Below are 12,949 nucleotides of genomic sequence, written 5' to 3'. Positions count from 1 at the left end.
AAACGGACTCCCCATGCACCTCAAGACCACCGCCAAACGACTCGCCGGCGTCATCGCCGCGGCCGGTCTCGCCGTCGGCACGATCGCCTGCGGCACCGCCGAAGCCGACGAGCCCGACCCCACCCTGGTCGCCACCGAGCAGGGACGGCTCCAGGGCACCACCGACGACGGCGTCCGCTCCTGGCTCGGCGTCCCCTACGCCGCCCCGCCGGTCGGCGACCTCCGCTGGGCCTCCCCCGAGCCGGCCGCATCCTGGGACGGCGTCCGCGACGCCGACGAGTTCGCGCCCGCCTGCGCCCAAGGCGAATCCGCCATGGGCATGCCGAGCGTCCCCAGCGAGGCGGAGGACTGCCTCTACCTGAACGTCTACGCGCCCGACATCGCCGACGACGACCTGCCGGTCATGGTCTGGTTCCACGGCGGCGGCAACGCCTACGGCGCCGCCGAGCAGTACGACCCGTCGCGGCTCGTCACCGACGGCGAGGTCGTCGTCGTGACCGTGAACTACCGCCAAGGCCTGTTCGGCACCCTGGCCCATCCCGCCCTCGACGGCGGGAACGGCGAGATCCTCTCGGGCGACTACGGTCTCCAAGACCAGCAGGCCGCCCTCGAATGGGTCCGGTCCAACGCATCGGCCTTCGGCGGCGACGAAGGCAGCGTCACCGTCTTCGGCCAATCGGGCGGCGGCTACGACGTGTGCGCCCACCTCGCCTCCGCCGGTTCGGCGGGCCTGTTCGACAAGGCGATCGTTCAGAGTGCCATGTGCGCCACGGACTGGGCGACGAGCCGCGAGGAAGGGCAGGCCCTCGCCGTCGGCATCGCCGAAGGCCTCGGGTGCGACGAGAGCACCGGCGACATCGCGGCGTGCCTGCGCCAGATCGACACCGCGGACGTCATCGCCGCCGGGAGCGAGCTGTTCGAGACCCAGCCGGTCATCGGAGGCCCGGTCATGCCGGTGCCGACCGGCGAGGCGCTCGCCTCGGGCGAGTTCAACCGCGTCCCGATCCTGCACGGCGTCAACAGCGACGAGATGCAGGGCCACCCGGCCGGCGCGGGCGTCGAGGACGAGGAGAGCTACCTGGCCGCCCTGACCGGGCTGTTCGGGGAGGACGCGGCCGCGATCGCCGAGGAGTACCCGCTCGACGACTTCGAGGTCCCCGCCAAGGCGGTGGGCGCCATCATGACCGACTCCGACTGGGCCGCTGGCATGGAGCGGACGAGGGAGGTCCTGGGCGACCAGGTCCCGGCCTTCACCTACGAGCTCTCGGTGTCCGATGCCCCGTACTTCGACTACGTCCCGCGCCCCGGCTACCGCCTCGACGCCTTCCACATGGTCGACTGCGCCTTCCTGTTCGACACCGCCTTCTTCGAGCCGATGCGGGAATCGCAGGAGCCGCTCGCCGAGCTCATGATCGCGAGCTGGTCCGAGTTCGCCCGCTCGGGCGACCCGGACGGCGAAGGCCCGTGGGAGCCGTACGCGACCGACGCCGACGTGCGCGAACTCTCGCCTGAGGGCGCTCGCAACATCGACTTCGCCGACGAGCACCACCTCGGCTTCTGGCGCTCGCTGCACGCCTGACCGACAGCCCGAACCGCAGGGCCGGTCTGCCACCAAAGTGGCAGGCCGGCCCTGCGGCCTCCACCGTTCGATGCGGCCCGGAGTGCGACGCAGGTCCGCCCGTCGCCGCCGAAAGTCCGTGCCGCAGGAGGATTCATCACCGCCCGGGCGCGGACAGGCTTGCATCCATGCACACCTCCGTGACCACCGAGTCCGCACCGACGCAACGCGAACCGGCCTCGAAGCGGCTGCCGCTGCTCGACGTCCTGCGCGGCGTCGCCATCCTCGGCACGCTCGCCACCAACATCTGGATCTTCGCCTCGCCGCACGGCGAGGCCGGTCCGCTCCTCGGCTGGACGGCCACCGAGGGGACGGCGATCGGCGCCGTCTTCGAGTTCCTGGCCAACGGCAAGTTCTTCTCGATGCTGACGCTCATGTTCGGCGCCGGCCTGGCCATCCAGTACCGATCGGCGGCGGGACGCGGGCGGCGCTGGCCCGGCCGCTACCACTGGCGGGCCCTGTTCCTGTTCGTCGAGGGCGCCGTCCACTTCACGCTGGTCTTCGCCTGGGACGTCCTCATGGGCTACGCGGTCACCGCGCTCGCCGTCGCCTGGATGCTGACGCGGTCGCGCACGCTCCGCCGCGTCGTGATGTGGACGAGTCTGGCGCTGCACCTGGCGTTCATCGCTCTGCTCACCGCTGCCATGTTCGCCGGGCCCGAGTCCGGCCCGGAGCGCGACCGCTCGATCGAGGCGCTCTACGCCTCGGGCTCGTGGATCGAGCAGGTTCAGTTCCGGCTCGACGACATGCCCGTGTTCCGCATCGAACTGGCCATCACCTTCCCGATGATGGTGTTCCTGTTCCTGGCGGGCGTCGAGCTGTTCCGCGCCGGGGCCTTCGGCGGCGACGAGCGCGCCCGCGCGATCCGGGGCCGCCTGCTGCGGTGGGGCCTGGGCGCGGGCGCGCCGCTCACCGCCGTCTTGATGGCGGGGCCGTCCGATCTGTTCTTCGTGGAGCGCTACGTGTCCGCGCCGCTCCTGGCGATCGGCTACATCGGACTGGTCGGCTGGATCGTCGACCGCGCACGCCGCGGACCGCTCATGACCGGCCTGACGAGCCTGGGCCGCACCGCTCTGAGCGGCTATATTCTGCAGAACCTGCTGGCCTCGGCGGTCTGCTACGGCTGGGGCCTGGGCTTGGGGGCGCGGTTCGGCGGCTCGGGGTGGTTCGAGGCCGCGCTCTGGCTGGCGATCGGCGCGTTCCTCGTCGTCGGATCGCGGCTGTGGCTGGCGCGCTTCGCGGCGGGTCCGGCCGAGGCGCTCCAGAAGGCGCTGATCCGCTGACGGCCGCTCGGTGCTCAGCGCTCGTCGGCGGCCCGTTCAACAGCGCATTCAACAGCGTGTTCAACAGCGCGAAGCGACCGCTCGACCGCCGCGATGTGGTCGTCGACGACCTCGGCGGCCGGGGTCCCGGCGAGCATGCGCGAGGCCGCGGCGTGGAAGGCGGTGCGGTAGGCGGCCAGGGCCAGCGCCGCGGCCAGCGCGGCGTCGGCGCGGCGCTCGGGGTTCGCCTCGGCCAGGCACTCGGCCAGGACCGACTCCAGTTCCTGGTACAGCTCCCGGGCGCGGTCGCGCAGGGCGGGCGAGTCGGCGACGAGCCGCCAGAACTCGGTGAAGCGGTCGGCGAAGCCGCCGAGCGGCTCCTCGGTGCGGGCGCGCTCGACCAGCACCCGGCGCAGCGCCCCCAGGGGCGTCTCGCCCGGGGCGCGGTCGCCGACGGCGTCGGTGATCAGCCGCGCGGCCTCGGGGCCGCGGTCGAGGAGCATGTCCTCCTTGCGCGGGAAGTGGTTGAACACGGTCACCTTGGACACGTCGGCCGCCTCGGCGATCTGGCCGACCGTGACCTGGTCGAAGCCGTGCCGGAGGAACAGGACGGTGGCCACGTCGGAGATGCGCTGTCGGGTCTGGGCCTTGCGGCGGTCGCGCCGAGTGGGCGGTGCGGGCGTGTCGTTCACACCACAACTATACCCGACTCATTAATGAACCGAGTAAAGTGAACCGCATGATTGATACCGATTTCGAAGTCGTCGTCTGCGGTGCCGGACCCGTCGGCCTGCTGCTCGCCTGCGAATTGCGCCTGCGCGGCGTCACCGTGGCCGTGGTGGAGCGGCTGACCGAGCCCGACACGACCATCAAGGCCGGGGCCATCAACACGCCCACCGCCGAAGCGCTCTACCGCCGCGGGCTGCTGCCGGAACTCGCCGCGGCCCAGGAGCGCAACCTCGAACGATTCAGGTCGTTCCTGGCCTCGCGGGGCGTCGACGCGCCGCGCAAGGCCCCGCCGAAGTTCGCCGGCCACTTCGCCGGGCTCATGATGAGCGCCGAGCACTTCGACCAGGACGATCCCGCCTTCGCCGGACACGGCCCTGCCGGCGACGTCGGGATGGTCAACCAGCAGGACATGGAGTCCATCCTGGACGAATGGGCGCGGCGCCTCGGCGTGACCGTCCGGCGCGGCACCGCGCTGACCGGCCTGACCGACCACGGCGACGCGGTCACCGCCGAGACCAGCGCCGGGCCGCTGCGGGCGCGGTGGCTGGTCGGCTGCGACGGCGGACGCAGCACCGTCCGCAGGCTCGCGGCGTTCGACTTCCCCGGCACCGACCCCGAGATCACCGGCCACCAGGCGATCGTCGAGATGGAGGGCGCGGAGCGGCTCGGCGGCGGCTGGAACACCACCCCCACCGGCATCTACGCCAACGGGCCCTTCCCCGGGCGCATCCTCACCGTCGAACTGGACGGGCCGCCCGCCGACCGCGACGCCCCGATCACCGCCGCCGAGCTGGAGGCCGGCCTGCGCCACGTCTCGGGCGTCGACGTCACGATCACCGACGTCCACAGTGCCACCCGCTTCACCGACAACGCCCGACAGGCCACCACCTACCGCAAGGGCCGGATCCTGCTGGCGGGCGACGCCGCCCACGTCCACTCGCCGTTCGGCGGGCAGGGACTCAACCTCGGCATCGGCGACGCGTTCAACCTCGGCTGGAAACTCGCCGCGACCCTCCAAGGCTGGGCCCCTGCCGGACTGCTCGACACCTACACGGCCGAGCGCCATCCGATCGGCGCCTGGGTGCTGGACTGGAGCCGCGCCCAAGTGGCGCTCATGCGCACCGACGAGCGCTCTCGCGCGCTGCGGGGCATCGTGCACGACCTGCTGTCCACCACCGCGGGAACCACCTACGCCGTCAAGCAGATCTCGGGCGTCTGGCACCGCTACGACCTGCCCGGCGACCACGATCTGGTGGGCCGGAGCGCCCCCGACCTGGCCCTCGCCGACGGCTCCGCGCTCGCCGACCACCTCCACGACGGCCGGGCGCTCCTGCTCGACCTCGCCGGGCGCGCCGACCTGCGGGAGGCGGCCGACGCGTACCGCGACCGAGCGGCCGTCGTCAGCGCCAAGAGCCCGGACACCGACGTCGACGGCCTGCTGGTCCGCCCCGACGGCGTCGTCGCCTGGGCCGGAGCGGACATGCAGGGTCTAACGGCCGCGCTCGCGGCCTGGCTCGGAGCGCCCTCGCGCTGAGAGACGAACGGACGCCGCCGAGGCGAAGGCCCGTGCCGTGAAGGCCTCGACCGCGTTGACGACCGCCTCGAAGCGCGGCGAGTGGAACAGGTCGAAGCCGTGGTGGGCGCCGGGCAGCTCGGCGTAGACCACCGGCTGCGTCGAGATCTGCCGCAGGCGTTCGGTGAAGTGGCGGGCGTCGTCCACGGGGACCACGGAGTCGTGGTCGCCGTGGACGACGAGGAACGGCGGCGCGTCCGGCCGGGCGAACGCCGTCGGCTCGGTGTCGGGCCGATTGAAGTAGGCGCGGTAGTAGCCGCCCAGGACCACGACCGCGGACACGGACGTGTCGACGTCCTCGAACCCGGGCTGGTACGAGGGGTCGCCGGCGGTGAACGATGCCAGCGTCGACATGTGCGCGCCCGCCGAGGATCCGGAGAGGACGATCCGGTCGGGATCGGCGCCGAAGTCGCGGCCGTGCGTCCGGACCCAGGCGACCACGCGCTTGGCGTCGATCAGGTGGTCCTCGAACGAGGCCTCCGGGCGGAAGCGGTAGTTCGCGCTGATGCACACCCAGCCCCGCTCGGCGAGTCGGTGGAGCATCGGCAGCGACTGGGAGTTCTTGCGGCCGGTCGTGTAGTAGCCGCCGTGGAAGTGGATCAGGACCGGTGCGCCGCCCGGGGCGGAGCGGTGGCGGTAGACGTCGAGCAGGTTGCGCTTGCCGTGCGGACCGTAGGGGAGGTTCGCGATGCGCTCGACCGAGCGGGGACGAAGCGCGAAGGGCCGCAGCAGGATCCGCGACCACGGCAGGCGGCGCGAGACCGGCGCGGTGCCCATGGCGCGCCGCAGGACCGGCAGCGCCCTCATGCCGCGCCAGGCCGTCAGCGCCACGCAGGCCGCACCGAGCACGGCCGCGACGATCGTCACCGGGGAGGCGAGGTCGCCCTCGGCGAACGCGAGACCGGTGCTGGCCGCGAACGCGGCGATGGCGAGGAAGGGCAGCTCGCTGATCGCGACGCTGGCGAGGAAGACCGTGGAGCCCAGCGCCATCGGCAGGCGCCGGAAGCGCAGCAGCGGGATCGCGAGGACGATCACGCCCACCAGGTAGCCGTAGGGAAGGTTCATCGGCGCACCGGCCCGGGGACGAGCACGACCGCGGTGCTCACCGCGGCGATCGGTCCGACTGCCAGCTGGGATTCGGGCGGCTGCACGGTCACATCGACCCCGGCGAGGGGAACCGCCAGGACCCAGATGACCAGCGCGGCGACCGAGGCGCCGATGACGACGAGGAAGCGTCGCGTGCGTTTGCTCATGCCGCCCAGCCTCATCGACGGGGCCGGGTCACCGCATCAGCCGCGAGGCCGCGCCGAGTCCCGCCTCCGGCGGAGCCGCCTCCTACTTTGGTAGGGAACGGCCGCGCCGAGGCCGTGTCGGGCAAGAAAACAGGGACCACCACGGTGATCCCCGATGTTCCCGATGTCTGCTCGCGGTTGAGCCCGGCGTCGAACTCGACGATCCCCGGAGCACCGACCGGGATGGGGGGCCATTGGCACCGGGCCGGCCGTAGGAGCCGAACACGCCCCGCCGAAGTACGCGACGATGAGGCATTGAGGTCCGTGACTGGCGCGAACTCTCACCTCTGCAGAAGACGCCCGGGCCTGCTCAGCGGACAAGCAGAGCGATGGCGGCCTTCAGCCGTTCGAGAAAGAACTCCCGTGAGGGTGCCTGATGTTTGAGGCCGATCGAAGCGCTGATCATCGTCTGGGCGACGGCAAGCGCCGTCTTCCGCCCGATCTCCGCGGCGATCGCATCGGTGAGCAGTGCCTCGAAACGCCGTGGCGCGGTCGCGACCATCTCGCCCAGCAGGTCCGGGTTGGCCTCGATGACTTCCGTGACATCGCGCGTCAATGGGCCGACGTAGCGGCCCGCCCACTGATCGAACGCCTCGATGAGGCGCTCCGGCAGGAGCCGTCCGGTGTCGGCCAGAACGCGCTCGACCGCGGCGAGGTCGCGTTCCAGGGCCTGGGTGACCGCGGCACGGAACAGGGTCTCTTTGGAAGAGAAGAGAAAGTAGAGCCCTGGCCGGGAGATGTGCGCCGCCCGCGCCACCTCCTCCATCGAGGTCTTCCTGTAGCCGAATCGCGCGAACGTGGTCAGGGCGGCGTCCAAGACCATGGCCCGTCGACTGATATCGAGGGTGGTAGGGGACGGCTGACCGAGATCGGGACTGCTCATGGAATGATCATACGAGCCTATACTAACTATACAAGTTGAATATATCTTGTATAGTTCTCGTCGTGACCGATCCTGCGCTCATCTCCACTCCCTTCACCGCCGCCAGCACCGCAGACGACGTGCTCCAAGGCCTCGACCTGACCGGCGTCCGCACCATCGTGACGGGAGGTTCCTCCGGTATCGGGATCGAGACCGCTCGCGCATTGACCGCTGCCGGAGCACAGGTCACCCTGGCTGTCAGGAACACCACTGCGGGTGGCACGGTCGCTGACGCGATCGCGAGCTCCACTGGAAGAGCCCGGCCCCAGGTAGCCCAGCTCGACCTCGCCGATACGACGACCATCGCACGATTCGTCGAGGCTTGGCGCGGCCCGCTGCACCTGCTGGTCAACAACGCAGGTGTGGTCACCGGCGGCTACGAACGAACCCGTGAAGGCTGGGAGCTGCAGTTCGCAACCAACCATCTCGGCCATTTCGCCCTCGCCACCGGTCTGCGCAGCGCCCTGGCTCTGGGCGCGTCCGACCGAGACGGCGCCCGGATCGTCTCGGTGAGTTCGACCGCGCACATGCGTTCGGGCATCGACTTCGACGACCTTCACTTCCAACGCCGCAGCTACGACCCGCAGATCGCCTACGCCCAGTCGAAGACGGCGAATTCCCTGTTCGCCGTCCATGCCACCCGCCTGTGGGCACCGGATGGGATCGTCGCCAACACCGTGAACCCCGGCGGCGTCGCCACGGGACTGCAAAGGAATTTCACACCACAGCAGCGGCAGTCGCTCGACGCCGCCGAGGCCGCCGGCCTCTTCACCTACAAGACGATCGAACAGGGGGCCGCGACCAGCATTGTGGCGGCCGTCTTCCCGGCCTTCGCCCACTCCGGCGGCCACTACCTCGATGACGCGCAAGAGGCTTACACCGTGCCGAATGACGCCGACCTTGCGCAGCATCCCCATGGTGTCAAGGAATGGGCGCTCGACCCCGCTCTCGCCGAGCGACTCTGGACGGTCTCGACCGAGCTTCTGCACGCCTAACTTGATCTTTAAGGGCTCGTGGCTGAACAAGTTAATCGGTAGGCCGTGCTTCGTGTTCGGGCTGGTTCGTTAGTCCGGTGTGATCGATGAGGCGGTGTTGGCCGAGAAGTTCGACCGGATGCGCCCGCACTTGAACGAGCGGCAGTGGCGTCTGTACCTGGGCAGTGAAGCGTTTGACCTGGGACGCGGTGGTGTCGCGTTGGTCGCGCGGGCCTCGGGCGCGGCACCGAACACCGTCCGGAAGGGTCTGCGCGAGATCGAGAACGGCGCCGAGATCACCGACCGGGTCCGCGCACCTGGTGGCGGCAGGCCGAGCCTGGAGGTCGAACAGCCCGGCATCACTGCCGCGCTCGAGGCACTGGTCGAGCCCGATGCGCGCGGCGAGCCGACCGGGCCGCTGCGGTGGACGACCCGCAGTCGCAAACAATTGCGGGAGGGGCTGCGCCGGACCGGGTTCCGCGCCTCGATCAAAGCGATCGCGGCCCTGCTCAAGGGCCTGGGGTACCGGCTGCAGAAGGTCAAGAAGACCAAGGAAGGAGCCGACCATCCGGACCGGGATGCCCAGTTCGGCTACATCAACGACACCTGCGCCGCGTTCCTAGACACCGGGGACCCGGTCCTGAGCATCGACTGCAAGAAAAAAGAGTTGGTCGGCGAGTACGCCCAGGCTGGACGGGAATGGCAGCCGGGCGGGAACCCTGTCGAGGTCAACGGCCACGACTTCCCCGCCGGGGTCCCCAAGGCGATCCCGTATGGCATCTACGACATCGGCGCGAACGAAGGCTGGGTCTCGGTCGGGGTCTCGGCCGAGACCGCCGCGTTCGCGGTCAACACGCTCCGGCAATGGTGGTATGCCACCGGACGTGACCTCTACGGGCACATCGACCGGCTGTGCCTGACCGCCGATGCCGGCGGGTCCAACAGCTACCGTTCCCGTGCCTGGAAGGCCGAGCTGGCCGCGTTCTGCGCCGAGACCGGCATCAGCGTCACCGTGCTCCATTACCCGCCGGGCACCTCGAAGTGGAACCGGGTCGAGCATCGCCTGTTCAGTTTCGTGTCCATGAACTGGCGCGGCAGGCCCCTGACGGACTACCAGGTGATCCTCGACCTCATCGGCGGCACCGAAACCGAGGAGGGCCTGTCGGTCACCGCCTGGCTCGACGAACACGAATACCCGACCGGCATCAAGATCACTGACGCCGAAATGGCAAGCCTCCCCATCGAACCCCACGAATGGCATGGCTCCTGGAACTACACCATCCACCCCGCCTGAAACAGACACACAGCAGCAAACCCTCAAGTAATACTTCTACGACCCCTTACGGGCGCGTTCAGCGGTCAAGCCACTGCGCCCCTCGGGACACCACAGCACGCGCGCGCCCGCGGCGACGGCCTGAGCGCCCACGGCGGCGCCCATCTGACCGGGATGCAAGATGCCGATCGGCATACCCTCACGCCTTCCTCAATCGGCGGGCCGCGACAGCGATGGCCCGCTGCGCCGGTGGAACAGAGCCGCCAATGGTACCGACAGGCAGACCGCCTGAGATCGGGATGCAGTGGACCCGAAGGCCCACGACGCCGGTCGCATGAGGTGCAGCCGTCGCCCCAGGCGTCGGACTGCGACGCGACGGGTTCGCGCACTCCTTGGTGGCGAGCGCGTGGAGGCCGCCGTCCAGTCGTGCTTCCACATCGTCCAGAAGTGTGCCTCCCCTGAGGGTCTGCTTCCTTGCGCTCCATGCCGGATACACCGTCGGTACCATCTGATTCCGGCTCAATACCACCTGCGCAGAGAGGTCGTCCAGGATGCCGATCGATCCGATCGACGATGAAATGGCGCGGGGCCGGTTCGCCGGCGTACGCCGCGAAGGCGACACCGTGGTGCGGCACCCCACCGTCGAGAATTCGGGTTCCCGTGCACTGCTCCGACATTTCGAGGACCGGGGATGCAGCCTGACACCTCGAATACTCGAAGCATCCGCACAGCACGAGCGGCTCTCCTATATCCCCGGCGTCACCGGCTATCCACCACTGACCGAAGACCTGCGGTCAGAGGAAGCACTCGTCTCGGCGGCGCGAGCCACCCGGACGATCCATGACCTCTCGGTGTCCTTCATCGATCGCGGGACCCACGAATGGCATCCGCTCGAGACCTGCCGACCGGTCCACGACACCGAGATCATCGGACACGGCGACCTGGCCCCATGGAACCTCGTGTTCGAGGGCACCGAAGTGACCGGCATCATCGACTGGGACGCGGCCGGGCCGATGACCCGGTCCTGGGACATGGCCTATCTTGCTCACCAGTTCGTCCCGTTCCACTTGGACGACGACATATCGAGCTGGGGGTGGGACCGCCCGCCGGACCGGCGTGCCCGACTCGCCCTCCTGTGCGACGCCTACGGCGGACTCGACCCGGAGGACGTCGTCGACGACGCGGTTCTGCGCCTCTACTCGACCGGGATGTTCCTGCGGCAGCGCATCAGGGCCGGTGACCCGCAATTCGAGGTGCAGCGCCGCGAACGCCACGATCGAGGCTTCATGGCGGCCGCGGCGAAGCTGGCGGCGCACCGAGATTCCCTGTTGGGTCTGGAATCGAGGTGAACCCCTTGCACCTCAAACGAAGCAGCGATAGAAAGCGGGGAAGGGTTCTGAGCGGTCGGTTGGATGGGGGAGAGTCTGCTTCATTATTGATCCGAAACTTATTGGATGAGCGTCGGCGGATTACTGGCGGCCGTGTAGTGCGACGATGGGAAAGAATCGCGTGGCGAGAGTATTGAGATGCTTCGATTCCCCGCCTACGCGGGGGTGGATCACCGAACCATGCGCCAGGTCCTGCTCACTCTGAGGATTCCCGTCGACGCGGAGGTGGACGGAGGAGGTGGAGTGCGGCGCCGACGGGCACTGATCGCAGAAACGGAAGAGTCTCCAGCGGGCTGCTGGGGGTCTCCTAGTCGGCCCGCGGTCGGGTGGTGGTCTTACGTTCTGGCTCGCGGATCAGGTCGGTATCGATCCCCTCCCTGGCCGGTACATAGAAGAAGCCTTCCTTCGTGTCGATGTCGTAGTGGACCACCAGGCCGTCTCGCTTGAGGCGGTTGATGAAGTTGTCGATCCGCTTCTCTTCATCGGGGCGAAGCTGCTTGCCCGCTCGGCGCCGGGCCTCAGCTCGCAGCATCTGGGCGGGGAACAGCCATCGGTGCTCATCCTTCATGCCCCAGGGGAGCATCGTGTCGTCGCGAAGGGTGCGACGCTCCAGGCCGCGGCGACGGCGGAAATTGCCCCAGAGCGAAGGAACGGTGTCGATGTTGTACTTGCGCTTGTATTCCGTCACCATCCACTGGTAGGTCCTCCCTTCCTCGAACCACCGAATGACCTCCTGCTCGTTCACGATCTTCGACGCCGGCATGTTGACCTCCTTACTGTCACGTCTCACGATGAGACGTATGCAAGTTTGACTGGTAAACGATCTATTGTCAAATCCAACAATCACATTGCTATGATTGTTGCCAGTTGCGGCACCGAATACAGGAGAAAGTCCGAATGGCGAAGATTAACCTCACGATCTGCGATATATGCGGCGACCGGTCCAAGGACGCTGCCCCGTACACCATCAAGACCGAGGAGGGCAGCTTCAGTGCGGACCTGTGTGAAGATGACGCCAAGCCGATTAAAGGCGTGCTGGATCGGATCAAGAACCGACCTGTCGTTCGCCGTCCCGGACGGGTCCCCGTTGCAACGATGGAGGACATCGAGAAACTGAAGGGAAACTGAGACAGAAAAAACGCCCCACCCGCAGCTCATTGTAGGTGAGATGCTTCTCGTTTCAGGATCACATCTCGACTTTGGCCTCCTCGGTGGAGAGCTATGGAATGAACTTGTCGATGAACCTGGCCACCGCCGACAAGGCCACCACACGGGGTCACAACCGTTGCGACACCGACGATCGCGGCACCAAGCAATGAGGTGAGAGAGAGTTGGGTGTGGTTCTGTGTCCTCAAGATCGCTTTCGGTCCGGCTTCGGGCAAGTCAGCGATGGAAGGTGGGGAAGTGCTCAGGGTGGCCTGCCAGCGAGGAGGCTCGCTCGGGTGGGAGTTCAATCGGTCAGCGATCGAGAGGGAAGCGGGAGCTGGGGCTGTCTCTGTGTCTCCGGGGTTGTATTCGGCCCGACTTTAAGCGAGTCAGCGAGGACGGGGCAGGTGAGGGTCGGAGCTGTCTCTGAGGTGCCCCGCATTTTTCGGACAGTTGGTTGCTGACAACTTCCTGGGGTGATGTCTTCCTATCAGGTCAGCTCGTAGGCTTCCCGGACTTCGACTGGTGGTCGATAGTCGACAGCGGAGTGAAGCCGCCGAGTGTTGTACCACAATTCAATATATCGCATGATGTCACGCTTGGCTTCGCGACGGGTCGTGTATGTGACTCGGGATACGAGTTCGTTCTTCAGCGCCGCGAAAAAGCTTTCTGCCATCGCGTTATCGAAGCAGATACCAGTCCGCCCCACCGACCGCAGCAGCCCATGCGAGGCGCAATACTCGCTGAACCGTTGCGACATATAATTCGATCC

The 12,949-nt window shown here is 68.2% G+C and carries 13 protein-coding genes; 7 read left to right on the top strand and 6 right to left on the bottom strand.

The window, feature by feature from the left end; genetic code table 11:
* Positions 1 to 13 precede the first annotated feature (13 nt).
* A complete protein-coding gene (locus tag H613_RS24735) occupies positions 14 to 1,579 on the top strand; it encodes a carboxylesterase/lipase family protein (RefSeq protein WP_051393015.1) in 1,566 nt (521 codons plus the stop codon).
* A 167-nt stretch (positions 1,580 to 1,746) separates the two neighbouring features.
* Positions 1,747 to 2,901, top strand: a complete 1,155-nt coding sequence (locus tag H613_RS0106180) for a DUF418 domain-containing protein (protein ID WP_035736638.1) — start codon at positions 1,747 to 1,749, stop codon at positions 2,899 to 2,901.
* Between the two features lie 14 nt (positions 2,902 to 2,915).
* On the opposite strand, the gene H613_RS24730 is transcribed toward H613_RS0106180, so the two are convergent.
* Positions 2,916 to 3,572: a TetR/AcrR family transcriptional regulator gene (locus H613_RS24730; protein ID WP_051393014.1), complete on the bottom strand. Its 657-nt coding sequence runs from the start codon at positions 3,570 to 3,572 to the stop codon at positions 2,916 to 2,918.
* 47 nt (positions 3,573 to 3,619) lie between these two features.
* Here H613_RS24730 and H613_RS0106170 point away from each other — a divergent pair, with 47 nt between their 5' ends.
* Positions 3,620 to 5,143 carry an FAD-dependent oxidoreductase gene (locus H613_RS0106170; protein WP_035736764.1) on the top strand — a complete coding sequence of 508 codons (1,524 nt, stop codon included), beginning with the start codon at positions 3,620 to 3,622 and terminating at the stop codon, positions 5,141 to 5,143.
* Here the strand turns inward: H613_RS0106170 and H613_RS24725 are convergent.
* The 3 genes from H613_RS24725 to H613_RS0106155 form a co-directional block, all read right to left on the bottom strand.
* Positions 5,099 to 6,247 carry an alpha/beta hydrolase gene (locus H613_RS24725; RefSeq protein ID WP_084546401.1) on the bottom strand — a complete coding sequence of 383 codons (1,149 nt, stop codon included), beginning with the start codon at positions 6,245 to 6,247 and terminating at the stop codon, positions 5,099 to 5,101. The two genes, H613_RS0106170 and H613_RS24725, sit on opposite strands and share 45 nt — an antisense overlap.
* Entirely contained in the window at positions 6,244 to 6,435 is a 192-nt protein-coding gene (locus H613_RS24720; protein WP_035736635.1) for a DUF6069 family protein, read from the bottom strand. The genes H613_RS24725 and H613_RS24720 overlap by 4 nt, the downstream gene beginning before the upstream one ends.
* Positions 6,436 to 6,784: 349 nt before the next feature.
* Positions 6,785 to 7,357: a TetR/AcrR family transcriptional regulator gene (locus tag H613_RS0106155; protein WP_035736633.1), complete on the bottom strand. Its 573-nt coding sequence runs from the start codon at positions 7,355 to 7,357 to the stop codon at positions 6,785 to 6,787.
* Positions 7,358 to 7,419: 62 nt separating this feature from the next.
* Between H613_RS0106155 and H613_RS0106150 the strand changes: the two genes are divergently transcribed.
* The 3 genes from H613_RS0106150 to H613_RS29865 all read left to right on the top strand — a co-directional run bounded on the left by H613_RS0106150 (position 7,420) and on the right by H613_RS29865 (position 10,992).
* Complete coding sequence (locus H613_RS0106150; RefSeq protein ID WP_026923126.1) at positions 7,420 to 8,391, top strand: SDR family NAD(P)-dependent oxidoreductase; 972 nt, start codon at positions 7,420 to 7,422, stop codon at positions 8,389 to 8,391.
* A 79-nt stretch (positions 8,392 to 8,470) separates the two neighbouring features.
* Positions 8,471 to 9,664 carry an ISAzo13 family transposase gene (locus tag H613_RS24715; protein ID WP_051393013.1) on the top strand — a complete coding sequence of 398 codons (1,194 nt, stop codon included), beginning with the start codon at positions 8,471 to 8,473 and terminating at the stop codon, positions 9,662 to 9,664.
* Positions 9,665 to 10,194: 530 nt separating this feature from the next.
* The gene (locus H613_RS29865; protein WP_026923125.1) at positions 10,195 to 10,992 is read left to right on the top strand and encodes a phosphotransferase; all 798 of its coding nucleotides are present in this window, start codon (positions 10,195 to 10,197) and stop codon (positions 10,990 to 10,992) included.
* Between the two features lie 346 nt (positions 10,993 to 11,338).
* Here the strand turns inward: H613_RS29865 and H613_RS0106130 are convergent, their stop codons facing one another.
* Positions 11,339 to 11,794: a hypothetical protein gene (locus H613_RS0106130; protein ID WP_026923124.1), complete on the bottom strand. Its 456-nt coding sequence runs from the start codon at positions 11,792 to 11,794 to the stop codon at positions 11,339 to 11,341.
* Between the two features lie 134 nt (positions 11,795 to 11,928).
* On the opposite strand from H613_RS0106130, the gene H613_RS0106125 reads away from it, so the two are divergent.
* Complete coding sequence (locus H613_RS0106125) at positions 11,929 to 12,159, top strand: hypothetical protein (protein ID WP_026923123.1); 231 nt, start codon at positions 11,929 to 11,931, stop codon at positions 12,157 to 12,159.
* Between the two features lie 508 nt (positions 12,160 to 12,667).
* On the opposite strand, the gene H613_RS29860 is transcribed toward H613_RS0106125, so the two are convergent.
* The coding region (locus H613_RS29860; RefSeq protein WP_211234726.1) for an integrase core domain-containing protein at positions 12,668 to 12,949 on the bottom strand (282 nt) is incomplete at its 5' end.

Source organism: Glycomyces arizonensis DSM 44726, from assembly GCF_000482705.1.
In the GTDB taxonomy this organism is placed as follows: domain Bacteria; phylum Actinomycetota; class Actinomycetes; order Mycobacteriales; family Micromonosporaceae; genus Glycomyces; species Glycomyces arizonensis.
The sequence above is the reverse complement of the archived record's forward strand: the minus strand, read 5'-3'. Positions and strand labels throughout refer to the sequence as shown.